This window comes from Enterococcus durans, from assembly GCF_002277935.1.
GTDB classification, from domain to species: domain Bacteria; phylum Bacillota; class Bacilli; order Lactobacillales; family Enterococcaceae; genus Enterococcus_B; species Enterococcus_B durans.
On record NZ_CP022930.1, the window covers coordinates 31,006 to 47,707 of the forward strand.

The window sequence follows — 16,702 nt, forward strand, 5'->3', positions numbered from 1 at the left end:
ATAAATGAATTCCTTCATTTAATAAAAATTTCTGCTACTAATGGAAAATGATCGGCAGGATATCTGCAATTCCATGAATCGGTTAAAACCGCTGTTTTTTTTATGAAAATATCCTTTGTATATATATAATCTAATTCTTCTAAATCTTGCCATTGTCGCTCATAATCAAAATCTTGAAATGTGCCAAAGGGTCCATAATGGACAGAATGATCGTCACGTTTTACCTCTAAAAAATCAACAAGTAAATGATGTGTAGCTTCAGTATGTTCCGCATTGAAATCTCCTAAAATGATCGTTGGATAGTGTTCGATTTTTGGGGCTAATTCTGTTAAAACAATCTGTAGCCCTTCGACTCTCGCTTTTGCAGACAAATGGTCCAAATGGATATTGATCATCAGAAAAATTTTTTCCGAATGCTTTTCTTTAAAAATCCCCCACAGAGCAATACGTGGACAGCCTGCTTCTGGGTGGATACTCCTTTTTTCAGGTGTCTCCGATAACCAGAAAAAGCCGGAATCAATCATCGTAAATGTTTCTTTTTTATAAAAAATGCCTAATCCCTCACCTTGTCCATCACCCTCTCGCTCAGCTACTAGAACATCATATGCAACTAGCTGTTGGAGATCTCTTATCTGATTCGGACGTACTTCTTGGACTCCAAATAAATCCCAATCATGGTATTGGATCATATCAATGACATGTTCTTTTCGATAGAACCAAGACCATTGTTTATCATAATCAGTATCAACGCGTACGTTATAAGTTGCTATTTTCATGCCTGACCCCCTGCAATATCTTCTGTACTCTTGCTTTTTCTCGTGCTAACTGCCGCTCACCCCCACCGTCATGTCCCTTATTCCAATAGACATATAATTGTTTCACTGCATCGATTCGTCGATAGGTGGGTAAAAAATCATGCATCGGGCAAATTGGATCATGACTACCAACAGAAATAAAAACCTGATTGTGGATACGTTGAACAAAGTTTTTTGTATCAAAATACGGTATGACTGATTCAACTGTTTTTTTATATTCAGGATATTTTTGCAAATAATTATGGATTACTTGATAAGAACCTGTTCCCGTTTCGATTCGATGATCAAGATTTGAATGACTTGGTACATCTGCAAAAGTAGCTAGAATTGGAATATTGCTTAAACTATTTACCATCAAAACCACGCCGCCCCCTTGCGAACCACCACGAAGAAAAAGTTGATCCGTAGCGATATCTGACAAAACTTGCGTGAGAGCCAAAGCTCGTAAATGATCCGAAATCAATCGTCTTTGATACCAATCTTCTTTAGCCAAAAATCCTCTTCCAAGAGGTGCTTCATGCCACACTGTCTGGTAAGGAGCATTGTCTGGTGTCTTTCCTCCTTGTCCGCGATTGTCGATTACAAAACAAGCACACCCGATCTCAGTCCATTGACTAAATGACGTAGCCATTGTAAAAGGTTCCACATGATTCATATAACCCAAGCAATCTAATACTAAAGGAAATGGACCTTGACCAATTGGTAGAAATAAATACCCTGTCACTGTTTCGGCAAATAAACTTTGAAACTTGATTTGATCCACACGATATGTTTTACTGCTACGTATTGTTTTTTGTTCGACTGCTAGAGGAATCTCCGATAATTCTTTCTGGGTCTTTTCCCAGAATGCGAATAAATTAGCCATTCACCCCACCTAATACTTTCTGAAAGAATACTACTTGTAAGTAGGCACTTGATCCTATTCCCAGAGAAAGATAGAAAAAAAGATTGATTTGGTTCAACAAAACAAGTACCACTACCGGTATCACCAATAACACAATTGCATTCGCACTACTACTCAATACTACACAGAAGCTTTCTTTGATTGTGGACCGTAGATCCCATGTAAACATGCTATACAGAATTAGACATACATTGATGAAAAGAGTTGCTCCACTAAATAAAACCACCGCCAAAAAGCCAAAACTGACAGATAACCTAAACAAACTTACCAATACGATGCCGACTGTTGTTCCACATCCTGCCAAAAAGAATGTAAGTGCCAATCCTCTTAAGATATTCTTTCGGAATTCTTGGATGAACGTTGAAAAAACTGCTAACTCTTTTTCTTCATATAATGCAAAACTCGTACGATATAACGCAATGAAGCCTGCCCCGCTAAAAATCACTGTACAGCAGCTGAGAAGAAATAAAAAATTGATTAACAAGATGTTCGTCACAAACGAAAAGGTTCGATAATACCAGCCTTCATAAGCAAAAATTTTATTCATAGTAAAGGAGAAGAACGGACAGGGATGAGCTTAATCCGCTCTTCTCTCCTCCCTTCGGTTAGTTCAATTTTTCTTTATTTTCAGCCATCTTCTCTGATTTTATTTTTTCAATTGCTTCCCATTTATTCGATTTTAGAAAGTCTTTATATTCAGCTAACGTTTTATCAAAGCTAGACTCATCTTTGGCACGGATCAATGAAATGACTGTTGTGTTCAATTTTGTTTCAATTGCTTCATTTGAACGAGCTTCTGGTGTTCCAGCATCTGGATTGATATTTTCAATAATGAAATGTGGTTTCAACTTTCCTTTACCCCATTCCTGCATTTGTGTAAGCGCGCTATTCGTTGTGACTTTAAGACTATTGACACGATCATTATTGAAATATAAGAACCGACTAATACCATATTTTTTGTTGTACGCATCATTATCTGTTTCTTCCATTTTTTTGATTTCTGGCAAATAATCGATTTTCCCTTGATCGTTATATTGGTACGTTACTCCCTCTACACCATATTTAGTTAGAATCTGTCCGGGTTCATCAATGAGATACGTAAATAGTTGCGTTACTTTTGCAGGATCTTTCGCATCTTTCGTAATATAGTTACTTAGCCAGCCTGAAATCCCCGTTTGGTTCAACGTCGGCTCACGCCCAGATGTACTACTTGGACCATCAATTGCAATATAACGCGTTTTTGAATTTTTCATAAATTCATTGAAATTCCCACCCTGTCCACTTGTTCCTGCCACTAACATTGTTGCATAACTTCCTTGCTTCACTTTCTCATCAAAGGTCGCTCCATCATCAGTGAAGCTATCATCACTAATATTTCCATCACGGTAGACTTTATTCAGTGTCTTTAACCATTCGATATACTCACCATCTAAGTTCCGATCATAGTAGTTGCCATCTTCGTCCTCAAGAGGTACACCTAAAAAGTCTTGTAACTTATCTAAAAATGGACCTGCACCGTCTCCGACTGTAGTAAAACCTGCTGGGGTCAATTCTGGATACTTTTCTTTGATTTGATTCATTACCTTTTCAAAATTTTCTGGAGTGGATACATCTGGTTTCCCTAAGGAATTATATACATCCTCTCGAATAACAAAATTATCATTAACAGGTATATTACCGCTTTCATAATCGGCTTCAGTATTCGAATAATTAGGATAACCATAAGTATTGCCATCTTCTAATGCATACCATTTAAAGGTATCTTGATTCACTACTTTCAGTAAGTACGGGTCATATTTTTTTGCTAGATCGTTTAATGAGTATGACCAAGAATTCGCTTTCAATGCAGCTTGTCCCGCCTTTTCAGTCAATGTTACGATGTCTGGCATATCACCACTTGAGATCATTGCATTTAATTTCGAATCATCCCCAGAGACAAATTCAATATCAATGTTCAAATCTTTTTTGATTTGAGCAGTCGTTACATCTTTTCCAAAAGGCAGAGATGTCCAATCTGAATTGATATACCATTTAATTTTTGTTGTTTCTTCTTTTTTATCCAATTTCCAAGCAGGGGTATTTTCATCAAGTGTATAACGATCACTGATTGAAAAATCTTCGCCAGCTTCCTTATCATTCCCGCCACAAGCTGCTAAGCTGAATAATGCCGTTGCTACCAATATGCCACCTATCATTCTTTTCATATGTTCTCCTACTTTCTTTTATTCTTTTACCGCGCCAGCCATCATGCCGCCGATAAAGTGTTTTTGTAATAAAGGGTAAATGACCAAAATCGGGATCGTAGTAATGACAATAGTCGCTAATTGAACGCCCCGAGTTGTTGCTTGGACGACAACATCCGTACTTCCGCTTTCCGTCATCGTGCTTAGATTTGACTGAACAATGATTTCATAGATTTTCATTTGCAGAGGATAAAGATACTCTTTCGTAATGTATAATTTAGTTGTCATAAAATCGTTCCATTGGCCAACACCATTGAACAAAATAATTGTCGCCAAAGCCGGTTTCGTTAATGGTAAAAATATTTTGTAGAATATTTGAAATTCACTAGCTCCATCAATTTTGGCTGATTCTTCTAATGAAGGTGGGATTTCTCGGAAAAAGTTCATTAAGATCACCACATCGTAATAGCTGAATAAAGCAGGAATAATATAGACCCAAAAAGAATCCAGTAAACCAAGTGATTTGATCAATAAATAAGTAGGGATCATTCCACCTCCAAAATACATAGTGATTACACCCATCGTTGTATAGATGTTCCGTCCTAAAAGACGTGATTTACTTAAACCATAAGCCACTACTGCGCAAAACAAGGTATGTGTAGCTGCGCCAATGACTGTCTTTAAAACGGATATCAGGAAAGCTCTTGGGATACTACTATCTGAAAGTACCTTTCGATAATTTTCGATCGTAAATCCTTTGGGCCATAGAACTAGTCCTTCACTTGCCAAACCTGAACTAGAAGAAACCGAAGAAACAAGAATATTCCAGATGGGCACAATAATCAATAATGAAAATAGCACCAAGATCAATGTGTTAAAAACATAGAACCATTTATTTTCCTGTGTTTTTCTTCTTATCAATAGTTAACTCCCTCCTTATAAAATGACTGATCTGCCATTATTCATTTTTCTTGTCATTCGATCAGTGAGGATCAACAATATAATCGAGATAACAGATATTCCTAAACCAACTGCTGTTGCGTAAGAAAAATTTCCTTGAGTCAACCCCATACGATAGACAAAGGAGTTGATTACTTCTGATTTATTTTGATTTTGAGCATTCATCAATACGAGTGTTTGATCTAAGTTCGACCCCAGTAAACCACTGACATTCAAAATCAGATTCAAAGAGATTATGGGTGTCAATAAAGGAAGAGTGATGGTTCGAATTTGTGTAAGTTTTGAAGCCCCGTCGATTCTAGCTGCTTCATAAAAAGTTGGATCAATCCGTGACATTCCCGCTAAGTACAAAATTGTTCCCCATCCAACTTCCTTCCAAATATCTGAAAGTACAGCGATCCACCAATATTTATCAGGGTCAAGTAAATGATTGACTCCTTGATCCATCAATCCCAAAGCCATCAGTACCTGATTGATAAAACCGTTAGTGGAAAGCCAGGAGATCATCATACCTCCCAATACGATCCAAGAAAAAAAGTGAGGAATGTAAGAAACCGTTTGGATAACTTTTTTCAGCCGTCCGTCTTGCATTTCAAAAATCATTATTGCTAAAATGATAGGAATAGCAAACCCAAGTAATAATTTCATTAAACTAATTGCCAGTGTGTTACGAACAGCTTCCCAGAAAAAACTATCTTCCATAATGATTTTAAAGTTATCCAGACCGACCCAAGGAGCCGATGACATCGTATCAACGATCGTATAATTCTTAAAAGCAATAATGATGCCATAAATCGGAATATAGTTAAAGACAATCATAAATGCTACACCTGGAAGTACCATCCAATGTAGTTGCCGCTGGTCATAAAACTTTTTAAGTTTCTTCATACACGTTTTCCTTTCTTTTTAGTGAAACGTTTCTACAAAAATGATTATAAGCTTTTGCCTTTTGTTTGTAAACCCTTACAAAAAGGTTTTTTGCTTAAATAACGGCAAATTAAAAGGATTATATCTTAATTTATTTTTATATAAATTATTGTAATTTTTACTGAAAGTTGACGATTATTCGCTTATTTAAAGATAACTATCGAAACGTTTCACTTACAAAAGTAGAAAAAAGACGCCTTTTTTATAATTTAAATAACTACAAAAAAAGTGTCTTTTTACTTTACGGTTCCATCGATTTTTTTGAACAGTTCAGTCGATCTTTATTGAAAATAAACATACTTTAGCCAATTGTCAATTGCCTGGTCTGCTTTGCTGACACGAGAACCGCGAATGGCTAAGCCTGTTTTGATTATTGCTTCAGGACATGCTTGACGGAGTTGATCCAGACTATGGCCGAATGAAGAACCTTCATGTGTACAAAAAGGATAGATTATCTTCTTCTTGGTTGACGTAGTAGCTAAGAAACTCGCGACTGCTTGCGGATAACAGCCCCACCAATTCGGATAGCCTAAAAATATGATGGATTCTGTGAGAATACCAGATGGGATTGCTTGGATGTGAGGCAATATGCTTTTTTCTTTTTCTAGTTTTGCCTTTGCTACTGCCTCTGGATAGCTACTTGGGTAAGGATCGATCGTTTCTACTCCATAGATTTGCCCATTCACTTTTAGTGCGATTTTCTCAGCTACTATCTGGGTGTTCCCTTTAGTAAGCAACTGATAGGTACCATTGATCAAGTTCTCTTCTGCTCTTGAAAAATAAACGATAGCGGCCATTCTTCCACCTTCTCTCGTTTTTCATTCTACTGGTGGAAACTAAAAATGTATAATACCTAGCTATCGAAATATACATGCTTACTAAGCATAGATGTGAGTATTTTTCAATTTGAAAACGCAGTACTGAAACGGTGGATCAATTCCTTTACAACTGGCGAAAGGGAGCGTTTCCTTTTCCATACAAGTACGCAATTTGTTTCAATCGTTGGTGACAAAGGCAGAAATTTTAACGTATCTACCTTACGGCCAGTGATGGCACCTTCGATCACAAATGCTGAACCAACATTATTTTCAACTAATGAGAAGATGTTGAAAATCAAATTAAACGTACCGATGATCGTTAAATCTGTTACATCTTTTTCCATAAAGCGACTTAATAAGTCTTGAACTTCCGGTCTCTTGGAAATGAGTAATGGTACGCCTTGTAGTTCATCTTTTGTGAGTTCTTCTTTTTGCGCTAAAAAAGAATCTGTTGAAACTAAAAGACCCCATTTTTCTTTTCTTGGCAAAACAATCGTTTCATATTTTTCTGTTGAAACCGGCTCAAGAAAAATCGCTAAATCCAATAATCCCTTATCTAAACGATCAGTTATCTCATCCCCAGTTCCACTATACAGATCGAAATGGACTTCGGGATAGTCGCTGAGAAGTTCTTCTAGCATCATAGCTAAAGTATCCGAATTATCTGCTTCAACGCACCCAATCGAGAAATGACCACTGAATAATTGATGTTTCCGATTTTTGAATTCGCGCTGTGTCTGTTCTGTCAAATCCAATATTTCTTCTGCACGATCCTTTAAAAAGCGCCCCGCCTCAGTTAAGACCATCTTGCGTTTTTCACGAATAAATAATTCTGTTCCTAATTCTTCTTCTAGTTCTCGTAATTGCCGACTCAATGTTGGCTGCGTGAGATGCAGAACTTCCGCTGCTTGCGAAATTGTTTCCTCCTGCGCAATCGTATAAAAATATTTCAATAAACGAATTTCCATTTGTCCCCTCCATGACTCATTTTCTCTCTTATTGTCCTCGTTTAAGCCTACTAATTAGAGTATACTCTAAGTCAATGTTTTTTGCGTCATCACATAGTAACTTACACTGAATTTTCCACTATTTTTTTCATTGTTGTCCCTAAAAAAAGACAAATTATGGTTGACTTACCCTATCTTACAAGAATATAGTAATAACAATTATTTATTTGAAAGGAGAAAAACAATTTGAATGGTAACCTTAATCAACGTACAGCCATTACTGATACTCTACCTACAGTTTTCGGCTACATTGGAATCGGTATTGCTTTTGGTATCGTCGGAAAGGCAGCGGGTTTTTCACCTTTTGTCGTAACCCTCATGTCTTTGCTGATCTACGCAGGGTCTGCACAATTCATTACTGTCACCATGCTAGTTTCTCACAGCCCGATCCTGTCGATTATTTTTTCAACTTTTTTAGTAAATGCGCGCATGATCTTGATGAGTATGACTTTGGCGCCTTTCTTTAAAAAAGAATCACTTGCTAAAAATCTGTTTCTTGGTACTTTGTTAACAGACGAAAGTTTTGCTTTAGGAATGAATAAATTGAATCATACAGGTGGAAAATTGAATTTTTCATGGATGAATACTGCAAACTGGATAGCATATCTCACTTGGGTAATCTCTACATTTGTCGGTTCAGTCATTGGTAATCTGATTACTGATCCAAATAAATATGGACTAGACTTTGCAATCGTTGCGATGTTTATTGGCCTACTCTATCTACAAGTCATCAGTGACCGTTCCCTTCATCGCTTACTGCAATTATTAGTTATTTTGTTTACATTGATTCTCGTTTATCTTGGTTTGATCGTTATTCCAAGTAATTTATTGATAGTAATTGTGACCTTACTTGGTTGCGGATTTGGAGTGATAATTAAACATGCCTTCTTTTGATTTTACATTACTGACGATTGTCGGCTGTGGAATTGCTACTTGGTTATCAAGAGCTGTTCCTTTTGCCTTATTAAAAAAATTTGACTTACCTGCTCCATTGTTGGAATATTTGGGTTTTGTTCCTATTGTGATCATGTCTGCATTATGGTTCAATAGTCTCTTTATCCAAGATTTAGGTCATTTACCTCAAATAAATATGGAAAATCTACTTGCTTCTGTCCCTACGATCCTCGCTGCGATACTTTCTAAAAGCCTGCTCGTAATCGTGATCATCGGGATCATTTCGCTTGCAATCATTCGACTATATGTTTGAGTCACCGATTATACGGACTTCTAGATAGCTAAACTCGAGGTAAGATAAGTTGATTTGCTTAAAAAAAGTTGAGCAAAAAAAATAGTGATGCAAAGCTAGTTTTCAAAAAATAGACTGGATCATCTTATACGAAGTGTAAACTCGTTTAGATGATCCGGCTTTTCATTGAATTGGCTTGATCAACTTTTTCAATCTATTTGAATCGACTGTACATCGGCGTTGCTGTTTCTTCAAGAACTGCATTCAATGCTTCAATTTTTTTCCGTCCTTCAGCTTTCATCCAATTTATGGCTGCTGCTTCTCCTTGCGTGACAAAGACTTTGACCCCTTCGCTCCAAGTCGCTCTTCCACACAGTACACCATTGAATAAGGACCCCGCTTCTTTTGCAAAATGGAGCGTTTCATAAAATCGTTCGGTTGTCACACCAGCACTCAAAAAAACAAATGGTAATGACGTACTTTGCGATTGCTCCCTAAAATACTGCTGTGCTTCGTCTTTTGTGTAAGCAAAATCTCGATGTCCAAATCCCTCTACATAAGACAGATTGACTGGCACTTCTACCTTTAGAACATCCACTTTAAAACCAGGTTCTGAAAATTTTTCCATCATCCTGATTACTTTATGGGGATTCTTTCGAGCGTATTCTTTTGATTGATTATCCTCACTCGTTTCATCATACGACAATAATTCTAGAAAAAAGGGCAGCTGTTCTGTTTGGCACTCGGACCCGATCCTTTCAACAAATGCCTGTTTTTTCTCATTGGCTTCTGGTGAGCCATCTATATCATAGTAAAGTAGAAATTTACACGCATCCGCACCAGCCGCTTTTAGCCTTTTTGCAGACCATGTTGGTAAAAGATCAGGCATCCTTTCTGATTTATCCGAATCATAGCCTGTTTTTTCATACGCAAGAAGCAAACCAGTACTTTTTTCTTTATTCATCGCTGCAGGTAGCCCATATTCAGGGTCCAATAAAATAGCAGAAACGTCCTTTGTCAATTGTGATGAGACAATCGATTTAAATACTGCAACTTCATCCTCACTTGCCGGCTCCCCTTTTATCTCGGCAATCATCTTTTTTAATGCACCTCGTTGGTCAATTGCTAAAGCAGAAAAAATAGATTCTTTATTACATAGTTTCTCTAATCGTTTTCTTTTTTCATGCACCAAGTCCATCACTTTCTCCCCATTGAATTTTGATATTTACTCTTTGTTTGTCGAAATGATTTAGATGTTGACTACTCGAATTTCGACTGACTTCTTGCCTTCATTGTGTCCGTATCCTGAACAAATTTGACCAGAAAGTATGTATCTACCTTGATAGTTCATGTGTGTACCAGTTGTCTTGTATTGTAGTCTATCTTTCTAATCATCATATTCTCCTTCTTGCCACTTCTTCAAAAAACATTCAAAAAAGTCAGGTTTGAACTGATGTTGGTTGACTGTTTCGCACTGGCTGATTTTGTTGATAAGTTGGCGGTTAGTTTCAGTTTCTTGGTATTTTGCTTGGATAAAGGCTTCGATGATATCACAGATCAGTAATTCACCAGTGATCTTCCCACCAAATCCAAGTACATTTGCATTTAATCGTTCTCTTGCAAATAACGCACTTGTCATATCTCGCACCAATGCACCTCTGACCCCTGGGACCTTATTCACTGCATTTGTTATCCCAACACCTGTACCGCACAAACAGATACCAAAATCCGCTTTTCCTTGTGCTACTACCTCCCCGATCTTTTTCCCATAGATTGGATAATGTGTCCGCGTAAATCCGTATGTGCCCACATCGGTTACTTCATGCCCTTTTGTTTTCAAAAAATCTGCGATTGCTATTTTTGTATCTGTCACAATATGATCACAACCTATAACGATTTTCATGATTCGATCCTTTCCGGTTATCCCATTTCATTTAACATGTCTACTCGTATCTGATGTCGACCGCCTCTGTATGGAGCATTCAAAAATGCGTTCGCAATGGCCAGAGCCAATTCTTGACCAACGATATTTGTACCTAAAGTGATCAAGCGTGCATCATTATGCTCTCTAGTCATGTAAGCACTTCGTTCATCTGATACTTCGGCCGCAATCATCCCTTTTACTTTAGCCGCTACCATAAAACTCCCCACACCAAATCCATCGATCACGATTCCCAGACTATTTTTATCCCTCTTCAAACTTTTTACGACAGCTAATGTCACATCTACAAAATCTCCAGAGGATATGCTCTTATCTTCTATTTCAACACCAGATTGGGTAAGCTTCATCTTCAACCATTCTTTTAAGACCATTCCCTCGCTATCTGAACCAATCACTACTTTCATCAATTTCCTCTCTTTCTATTTCGTTATCCCTCTAATTTTTTCTCTTCACTTATTTTTTTATACCAATAAGCGCTTTTCTTTGGAAAGCGTTGCTGTGTGTCAAAATCTACATAAAACAGTCCATATCGCTTTGTATAGCCATTGGTCCAAGAAAATAGATCAAACAATGACCAAACGAAATAACCTTTGATTTTTACTCCCTGATCCATGGCTCTTAAAATTGCAGAAAGGTGGACCTTGATATAAGCAATTCGATCATCATCTGTCACTGTTCCATTGATTAAAGTATCCTTATTTCCCAACCCATTTTCAGTCACATAGATTTTTTTATAATTGGAGTAATTTTTTTTGATGTACACCAACATCTCCTCCAAACCTTGGGGGAAAATCGGCCAGTCCCAATCTGTGGTTGGTATATTGGGATTGGTGACTCTCTCTCCTATACCAGATAGCGCGAAGACACTACTTCCTTTTTTTCCAGTGCCATTATGTTGGATTTTCGACTCCCCATCATAGCTTTTTAAAAAATGACTTGCATAGTAGTTGACTCCTAAAAAATCAATCAGTCCTGCTGCTTCTTCTAAATCCGCTAGGTCTTTTTCCGTTATGAAAAGTTCTGCACCATTTTTTTGAAGGATACTATGGATGACCCGGATCGTTTCTTCCGAATACTTGCCTTTAAATGTACCATCCAATAAAAATTGATTGGCTAGGACGTGTTCCCTTTCGGCTGCTTCCTTATCTTCTTTGCTAGTTGTGAGACTGTATTTTGATTCTAAAATATGAACAATACCGATTTCTCCTTTTGGATACCCATTCTTATAGATTTTCACCACTCTTGCATGAGCGACCATCATGTTGTGCATTGCTTGAACTGCTTTTCCTACCTGATATTTGAGATTTGGCGGGAAATGGCCAATGATATATTGACCTGCAACGACAGACCATGGTTCATTGATCGTGATCCAGTGGGTTACTTTATCGCCATATTCTGTAAAACAAAATGACGCAAAAGCAACATAATCATCAATCATCTCTGAAGAAAGCCAATCCCCTTTTTCAAACTGTTTTTTAGGTGTATCAAAATGATGCAAAGTCACGAATGGAACGATTCCATTTTTTATGCAAGCATCGAGCACTTGATGATAAAACAGCACACCGCTAGGATCGATTTCCCCCGATCCTGTTGGGAAAATCCTCGACCAAGCAATGGAGATCCGAATCCCATTGATCCCAAATTGTTGACTTAAACGGAGATCATTCTCATATTGATGGTAAAAATCACTTGCGGCACTTGGATCGTAGCTGCCACTTTCTTTTAAATAGTTATCCCAATAGTTTTCGCCTCTATTGCCTTCATCGATTCCACCTTCTGCCTGATAGGCGGCTGTTGCTGCACCAAAAACAAAGTCTTCCGAGAATTTATGCATTGTTGCTCCCTTCCTCAATCTGTTTGAATACAAAACCAACAGCTTCTATGGGAGATTTTGCCAAATTGATATATTCTAATCCTGTAGTCGATACTGTGTGTACTTTATGATTGGCGGCATCACCTCGCAATTCATCAAGCATCGCAGCCATTTGCGGTGCTAAAATAATCAAATCGAATGCATCGATCTGATCTTTGTGTTGTCCATAAGCCATCGCAGTCCCATGTACAGTGATATTTGTTTCTTTCGCTCCTTTATTGATTGCATTCGCCAACATTGAACTTGTTGCTCCGTTTGCACATAAGACCAATACATTTGTTTTAGAGTGGCGGTCTTTAACAGATTCTATAGCAAAATTTTTATCCTCCAGAATTGTTGTTGATTGTTCTTCCTCATTATTTGCGGTCTCTTTTGCGAGCAACTCGCTGTCATATGCTTTAAAAAAAGGAAAATAAAGAATAAAGTCAACTGCTAACAATACAAACATCAACCCAATCGCTAAGCCGGCAAAACCTGTGCCTAAGATCAACCCAATCGGGCCTGGTGTCGTCCAAGGGAGATTGTAAATGAAACTATTCATCCCTAACACTTCAACAAAAAATTTAAAAATCCAGACGTTCGCTATAGGTGCCAAAATAAATGGCAGAAAAAAGATGGGATTCAATACAAGAGGAGCACCAAACAGTATCGGTTCATTGACTCCGAATAATACTGGCACTGCTGAGGCTCGTCCCATCGTCTTCAACTGTTTTGATTTAGCAAGAAAAGCAAACATGAGAGTGATCACAAGCGTTGCTCCTGTACCTCCCAATGTAGCCACAAAGTATTGCAAGCCCTGTGATAAGATCTTTGGCGCATGTTCGCCATTTTGGTAGAATTGAAAATTCATTTCCACGTTTGTTATGTAAATTGCTGCTACAGCAGGTTCTACAATTGACGGCCCATGGATGCCAATGAACCAGAAGAATGCCATTGCTCCAAAAATGAGGCCCAAACCTAAATAGCCATCTGCAGCTGTAAAAATCGGCTGGAAAACCTCAATTAACTTTTCTGAAAAACCTAGTCCAACATATTGACGAAATCCTAAATCAAACACCCAGAAAAATACGGTGGTCAGAGTGATTGGGATCAAGTCCTTGAATGTTTGCGAAATATTCCCAGGTACTTCTTCCGGCATCTTTACTTTAAGATTCTTCACTACACAAAAGCGATAGATGATAGGAACGACAAATCCAACAATAAAAGCAGTCATCAGTCCTTTGGTACCCATATAATCAGAGGCAAAGCCACCATCTAACGGGGCGACCCCAATGATCATGAATCCGATAAATGCAGCTGTCATAGTGGAAGTACTATTGATTTGATTCATTTTAGGTAATTTTGAATTGAAATTTTCCGTCAAACTTTTAGTTACTGTAGCAGACATCAGGATACCAAGAATACCCATCGATCCGTTATAGGCCTTCATTAAAATCGTTTCGATACCAGAGTCCCAATAAATATCAAATGCATTCGGGACATAAGCAACTAGCAAAAAGAAACTTGAAAAAAGGATGACTGGGATCAAGCTGATAAATCCATCTCTAATAGCTCTTAGATACGAGTTATTCGAAATTTTCTCAAAAAGCGGTTTCATTTTTTCAATGCGATCGATCATAGCTTTCATAGTAGCAACTCCTCTACGCTTTCTTATAAATATTAAATAGATGCTGTAGGATATCTTTCAAAAGCAACGTAGTCATCAAATGGTCTTGCGCATGAACCATGATGAATCCCAACTCAACAGATTCACCGCTTGCTTCTATGGCTAACATTTTTGTTTGAGAGCTATGTGCTTCCATTAAACTTTCATTTGCTTCTGTAACTAACATCTCAGCTTTTTCAAAATTTTGTTTTTCTGCTTCTACTAGAGCGCTAAGTAATTTTGATCTTGCCTCACCCGCAAAAGCGACTACTTCAAAACCAATCATCGCCACAGTTTCTTTGTCCATCTTTCTTCCTCCAATTCTATTTTTATAAAAACAAAAATCAACTAAAAATGTTCGTATATGTTTGATTTTGTTCTTACCGAACAAAGCATAAACGAGAATATTCGTAGTGTCAATAGATTTTTTTCGATAAAAAGAAATGAATTGACATCCCAATGTTATTGTTTTATGTTTATTTCAAACAATAAAAATTTAAAAATATTCTATTTTTAGGGAGCCAAGCATGATAAAAGAAGAGCGACAAAACTATCTGTTGGAACAATTAACTAAAAAAGGCATCGTCCGAGTAACTGATGTAGTCCAAGAATTGAAAGTAACTGATATGACGATCCGCAGAGACCTCCAAGAATTAGAAGACAGAGGTTTGATCATCCGCGTCCACGGTGGTGCTAAATTGATTGGTACCTCTCCCTCTTTACCAGAGCTAAGTCATCGAGAAAAAAAGGACATCCATTTTGCCGAAAAATCAGAGGTTGCACGCCTGATTGCTGAAAATATCAAGGAAGGAGAAACGGTTTTTTTAGGGCCAGGCACAACAATTGAATTGGTCTACGATCACCTGACGATCGAACAGGCAAAAATCATCACAAACTCCATCCATGTGTTTGATAAATTCAAAAATGATCCTCGATTCGAGATCATCTTGATTGGTGGTTCCTATCGCAACAAAACAGGCGCATTCGTCGGTACCATTGCCAATGATTTTATTTCTAGTATCCATGTCGAAAAAAGTTTTATCGGTGTCAACGGGCTAGATACAACGGCTGCCTATACTTCTAATGAAGATGAAGGAGTAACCCAACGCTATGCTCTGGATAGTGCGAAAGAAAAATATCTTGTAGCAGACCATCATAAATTTGATAAAAAAGACTTTTATGGCTTTTATCCAATTCATAAAGTAGATCATGTAATCACTGATACTGGGATAACAAAAGACAAGAGAAAAGAGTTTAACAAATATGTATCTATCTTGACGAAATAAGTTCAATTATTTGATGTTTTTAGTGTAGTCTTGAATAGTCTATTCTAGCATTTACCTATGTAGGGTGAAAATACAACGCGAAGCATCGCTAGCTAAGCGTTACTCCCTTATTAATTTAATTCCTGATTCTAACCGATCCAAGAGAAACATACGCCAGTTTCTCTGGATTTTCTCTAAAAAAATAGCTGTTAGTCCAACGTATTACGCTTTGGACTAACAGCTATTTTTTTACAAATGTGCCTCTCATTTAGAAACTACAACATCCGTACTCAACGCTTTAAGTTCACCAACAATCGAAGAATGCCCAAGTTCCATAAGCAAGTCTAAGATTATTTTACAATTCTCAATGGCTTGGCCATCCCTGCTATTCCTTTTTAAGGATAAGATATTGTCAAAATATTTTGTTAATAATCGATGGAAAAATTCTTTATAGTCTGAACTAAGTAGGTGTAATTGATAGATCAAGACTTCTGCATAATCAAAATAGCCATGGCGGATAGCTTGAGTAATTACGTTTACTAGCATCGCACAAAATATCTCTCGGCCCTTGTCGTATTCAACATACAAAGGAAAAGATTTGGATAGGTTACGAAATAAAGGAAAATGTTGCTCAAAATCCAAAAACTCAATCGTATTTCCAAAAAACTGGATCTCTCTTAATGTCCAGGTTTCAATTTCCACTAGATAGTTTTGAATCGTTTCGCGATCTTCTTCGATTGTTGCTGAACCATCAAACCTCCCTGTTCGATTAAAATTCTCGATTGCTTGTATACGACATCTTATTTCTGCAAATCGTAACTGATCAATCACTCTAGTTTTATCAGCATATTTTTTTAAAAGTTCATACAAAGATTTTAGATCATGTGTATTAGAATACTTGGATAGTTTATAGATGTAAGCAGAATAATCATTTAAAAGATATCCCTTGTCTATAAACAGAAACTCATCTATATCCATTGACAAACGATCTAATATCTCAATCAAAAGGGTCGTCGCTATACTATGTTTGCCTTTTTCAAATTCTATAGCATACGATTTAGAGATGATGTCCTGATAGATTGCTTTTTGGGAGTATCCTTTACTTATTCGAATTTCTCTGATCTTTGGACCAAAATTCATAGAATTCCTCCGTTCTTATAAGTGGGCTCGTCTAGCT

18 protein-coding genes are annotated in these 16,702 nt (G+C 37.3%); 3 read left to right on the forward strand and 15 right to left on the reverse strand.

All coding sequences use genetic code 11. From position 1 onward, the window contains the following. Positions 1 to 14: 14 nt before the first annotated feature. The 8 genes from CJZ72_RS00165 to CJZ72_RS00200 all read right to left on the reverse strand — a co-directional run bounded on the left by CJZ72_RS00165 (position 15) and on the right by CJZ72_RS00200 (position 7,575). Positions 15 to 776, reverse strand: coding sequence for an endonuclease/exonuclease/phosphatase family protein (locus CJZ72_RS00165; RefSeq protein ID WP_081134307.1), 762 nt, complete (start codon positions 774 to 776; stop codon positions 15 to 17). Further along, a complete protein-coding gene (locus CJZ72_RS00170; protein ID WP_081134308.1) occupies positions 757 to 1,680 on the reverse strand; it encodes an acetylxylan esterase in 924 nt (307 codons plus the stop codon). The genes CJZ72_RS00165 and CJZ72_RS00170 overlap by 20 nt, the downstream gene beginning before the upstream one ends. Then, positions 1,673 to 2,266 (reverse strand): DUF624 domain-containing protein, encoded by a 594-nt coding sequence (locus CJZ72_RS00175; RefSeq protein ID WP_081134309.1) that lies wholly within the window; start codon positions 2,264 to 2,266, stop codon positions 1,673 to 1,675. The genes CJZ72_RS00170 and CJZ72_RS00175 overlap by 8 nt, the downstream gene beginning before the upstream one ends. Before the next feature lie 58 nt (positions 2,267 to 2,324). Continuing rightward, positions 2,325 to 3,923, reverse strand: coding sequence for a type 2 periplasmic-binding domain-containing protein (locus tag CJZ72_RS00180; RefSeq protein ID WP_095443502.1), 1,599 nt, complete (start codon positions 3,921 to 3,923; stop codon positions 2,325 to 2,327). A gap of 18 nt (positions 3,924 to 3,941) precedes the next feature. Continuing rightward, on the reverse strand, positions 3,942 to 4,823 hold the full coding sequence (locus CJZ72_RS00185; RefSeq protein WP_081134311.1) for a carbohydrate ABC transporter permease: 882 nt from the start codon (positions 4,821 to 4,823) through the stop codon (positions 3,942 to 3,944). A 15-nt stretch (positions 4,824 to 4,838) separates the two neighbouring features. Beyond that, positions 4,839 to 5,750: an ABC transporter permease gene (locus tag CJZ72_RS00190; RefSeq protein WP_081134312.1), complete on the reverse strand. Its 912-nt coding sequence runs from the start codon at positions 5,748 to 5,750 to the stop codon at positions 4,839 to 4,841. A 320-nt stretch (positions 5,751 to 6,070) separates the two neighbouring features. Then, complete coding sequence (locus CJZ72_RS00195) at positions 6,071 to 6,586, reverse strand: flavodoxin (protein ID WP_095443503.1); 516 nt, start codon at positions 6,584 to 6,586, stop codon at positions 6,071 to 6,073. A gap of 104 nt (positions 6,587 to 6,690) precedes the next feature. Then, positions 6,691 to 7,575, reverse strand: coding sequence for a LysR family transcriptional regulator (locus tag CJZ72_RS00200; RefSeq protein ID WP_095443504.1), 885 nt, complete (start codon positions 7,573 to 7,575; stop codon positions 6,691 to 6,693). Between the two features lie 225 nt (positions 7,576 to 7,800). Between CJZ72_RS00200 and CJZ72_RS00205 the strand changes: the two genes are divergently transcribed. Further along, positions 7,801 to 8,508, forward strand: a complete 708-nt coding sequence (locus CJZ72_RS00205) for an AzlC family ABC transporter permease (protein ID WP_081134315.1) — start codon at positions 7,801 to 7,803, stop codon at positions 8,506 to 8,508. Beyond that, complete coding sequence (locus CJZ72_RS00210; protein WP_081134316.1) at positions 8,495 to 8,821, forward strand: AzlD domain-containing protein; 327 nt, start codon at positions 8,495 to 8,497, stop codon at positions 8,819 to 8,821. Before CJZ72_RS00205 ends, CJZ72_RS00210 begins: the two co-directional genes overlap by 14 nt. 193 nt (positions 8,822 to 9,014) lie before the next feature. Here CJZ72_RS00210 and CJZ72_RS00215 read toward each other — a convergent pair whose 3' ends face one another. The 6 genes from CJZ72_RS00215 to CJZ72_RS00240 all read right to left on the reverse strand — a co-directional run bounded on the left by CJZ72_RS00215 (position 9,015) and on the right by CJZ72_RS00240 (position 14,567). After that, a complete protein-coding gene (locus CJZ72_RS00215) occupies positions 9,015 to 9,998 on the reverse strand; it encodes a tagatose 1,6-diphosphate aldolase (protein ID WP_198324543.1) in 984 nt (327 codons plus the stop codon). Positions 9,999 to 10,187: 189 nt separating this feature from the next. Then, a complete protein-coding gene (lacB, locus tag CJZ72_RS00220) occupies positions 10,188 to 10,703 on the reverse strand; it encodes a galactose-6-phosphate isomerase subunit LacB (RefSeq protein ID WP_095443505.1) in 516 nt (171 codons plus the stop codon). Positions 10,704 to 10,720: 17 nt separating this feature from the next. Continuing rightward, positions 10,721 to 11,146: a galactose-6-phosphate isomerase subunit LacA gene (gene lacA / locus CJZ72_RS00225; protein WP_081134319.1), complete on the reverse strand. Its 426-nt coding sequence runs from the start codon at positions 11,144 to 11,146 to the stop codon at positions 10,721 to 10,723. Positions 11,147 to 11,169: 23 nt separating this feature from the next. Then, positions 11,170 to 12,576, reverse strand: coding sequence for a 6-phospho-beta-galactosidase (lacG, locus tag CJZ72_RS00230; protein ID WP_095443506.1), 1,407 nt, complete (start codon positions 12,574 to 12,576; stop codon positions 11,170 to 11,172). After that, the gene (locus CJZ72_RS00235) at positions 12,569 to 14,242 is read right to left on the reverse strand and encodes a PTS transporter subunit EIIC (protein ID WP_081134321.1); all 1,674 of its coding nucleotides are present in this window, start codon (positions 14,240 to 14,242) and stop codon (positions 12,569 to 12,571) included. The genes lacG and CJZ72_RS00235 overlap by 8 nt, the downstream gene beginning before the upstream one ends. A 13-nt stretch (positions 14,243 to 14,255) precedes the next feature. Then, entirely contained in the window at positions 14,256 to 14,567 is a 312-nt protein-coding gene (locus CJZ72_RS00240; protein ID WP_081134322.1) for a PTS lactose/cellobiose transporter subunit IIA, read from the reverse strand. Between the two features lie 220 nt (positions 14,568 to 14,787). Between CJZ72_RS00240 and CJZ72_RS00245 the strand changes: the two genes are divergently transcribed. Next, complete coding sequence (locus CJZ72_RS00245; RefSeq protein WP_081134323.1) at positions 14,788 to 15,546, forward strand: DeoR/GlpR family DNA-binding transcription regulator; 759 nt, start codon at positions 14,788 to 14,790, stop codon at positions 15,544 to 15,546. A gap of 243 nt (positions 15,547 to 15,789) precedes the next feature. Here the strand turns inward: CJZ72_RS00245 and CJZ72_RS00250 are convergent, their stop codons facing one another. Then, positions 15,790 to 16,665, reverse strand: coding sequence for a helix-turn-helix domain-containing protein (locus CJZ72_RS00250; protein ID WP_081134324.1), 876 nt, complete (start codon positions 16,663 to 16,665; stop codon positions 15,790 to 15,792). Positions 16,666 to 16,702: the final 37 nt, after the last annotated feature.

What these genes read in the sequence shown, in the direction of transcription:
- CJZ72_RS00245 (WP_081134323.1), top strand. Translation starts at nt 14,788, where the DNA reads ATGATAAAAGAAGAGCGACAAAACTATCTGTTGGAACAATTAACTAAA.
- CJZ72_RS00210 (WP_081134316.1), top strand. Translation starts at nt 8,495, where the DNA reads ATGCCTTCTTTTGATTTTACATTACTGACGATTGTCGGCTGTGGAATT.
- CJZ72_RS00190 (WP_081134312.1), bottom strand. Translation starts at nt 5,750, where the DNA reads ATGAAGAAACTTAAAAAGTTTTATGACCAGCGGCAACTACATTGGATG.
- CJZ72_RS00165 (WP_081134307.1), bottom strand. Translation starts at nt 776, where the DNA reads ATGAAAATAGCAACTTATAACGTACGCGTTGATACTGATTATGATAAA.
- lacG (WP_095443506.1), bottom strand. Translation starts at nt 12,576, where the DNA reads ATGCATAAATTCTCGGAAGACTTTGTTTTTGGTGCAGCAACAGCCGCC.
- lacB (WP_095443505.1), bottom strand. Translation starts at nt 10,703, where the DNA reads ATGAAAATCGTTATAGGTTGTGATCATATTGTGACAGATACAAAAATA.
- lacA (WP_081134319.1), bottom strand. Translation starts at nt 11,146, where the DNA reads ATGAAAGTAGTGATTGGTTCAGATAGCGAGGGAATGGTCTTAAAAGAA.
- CJZ72_RS00200 (WP_095443504.1), bottom strand. Translation starts at nt 7,575, where the DNA reads ATGGAAATTCGTTTATTGAAATATTTTTATACGATTGCGCAGGAGGAA.
- CJZ72_RS00175 (WP_081134309.1), bottom strand. Translation starts at nt 2,266, where the DNA reads ATGAATAAAATTTTTGCTTATGAAGGCTGGTATTATCGAACCTTTTCG.
- CJZ72_RS00180 (WP_095443502.1), bottom strand. Translation starts at nt 3,923, where the DNA reads ATGAAAAGAATGATAGGTGGCATATTGGTAGCAACGGCATTATTCAGC.
- CJZ72_RS00250 (WP_081134324.1), bottom strand. Translation starts at nt 16,665, where the DNA reads ATGAATTTTGGTCCAAAGATCAGAGAAATTCGAATAAGTAAAGGATAC.
- CJZ72_RS00195 (WP_095443503.1), bottom strand. Translation starts at nt 6,586, where the DNA reads ATGGCCGCTATCGTTTATTTTTCAAGAGCAGAAGAGAACTTGATCAAT.
- CJZ72_RS00240 (WP_081134322.1), bottom strand. Translation starts at nt 14,567, where the DNA reads ATGGACAAAGAAACTGTGGCGATGATTGGTTTTGAAGTAGTCGCTTTT.
- CJZ72_RS00215 (WP_198324543.1), bottom strand. Translation starts at nt 9,998, where the DNA reads ATGGACTTGGTGCATGAAAAAAGAAAACGATTAGAGAAACTATGTAAT.
- CJZ72_RS00170 (WP_081134308.1), bottom strand. Translation starts at nt 1,680, where the DNA reads ATGGCTAATTTATTCGCATTCTGGGAAAAGACCCAGAAAGAATTATCG.
- CJZ72_RS00235 (WP_081134321.1), bottom strand. Translation starts at nt 14,242, where the DNA reads ATGAAAGCTATGATCGATCGCATTGAAAAAATGAAACCGCTTTTTGAG.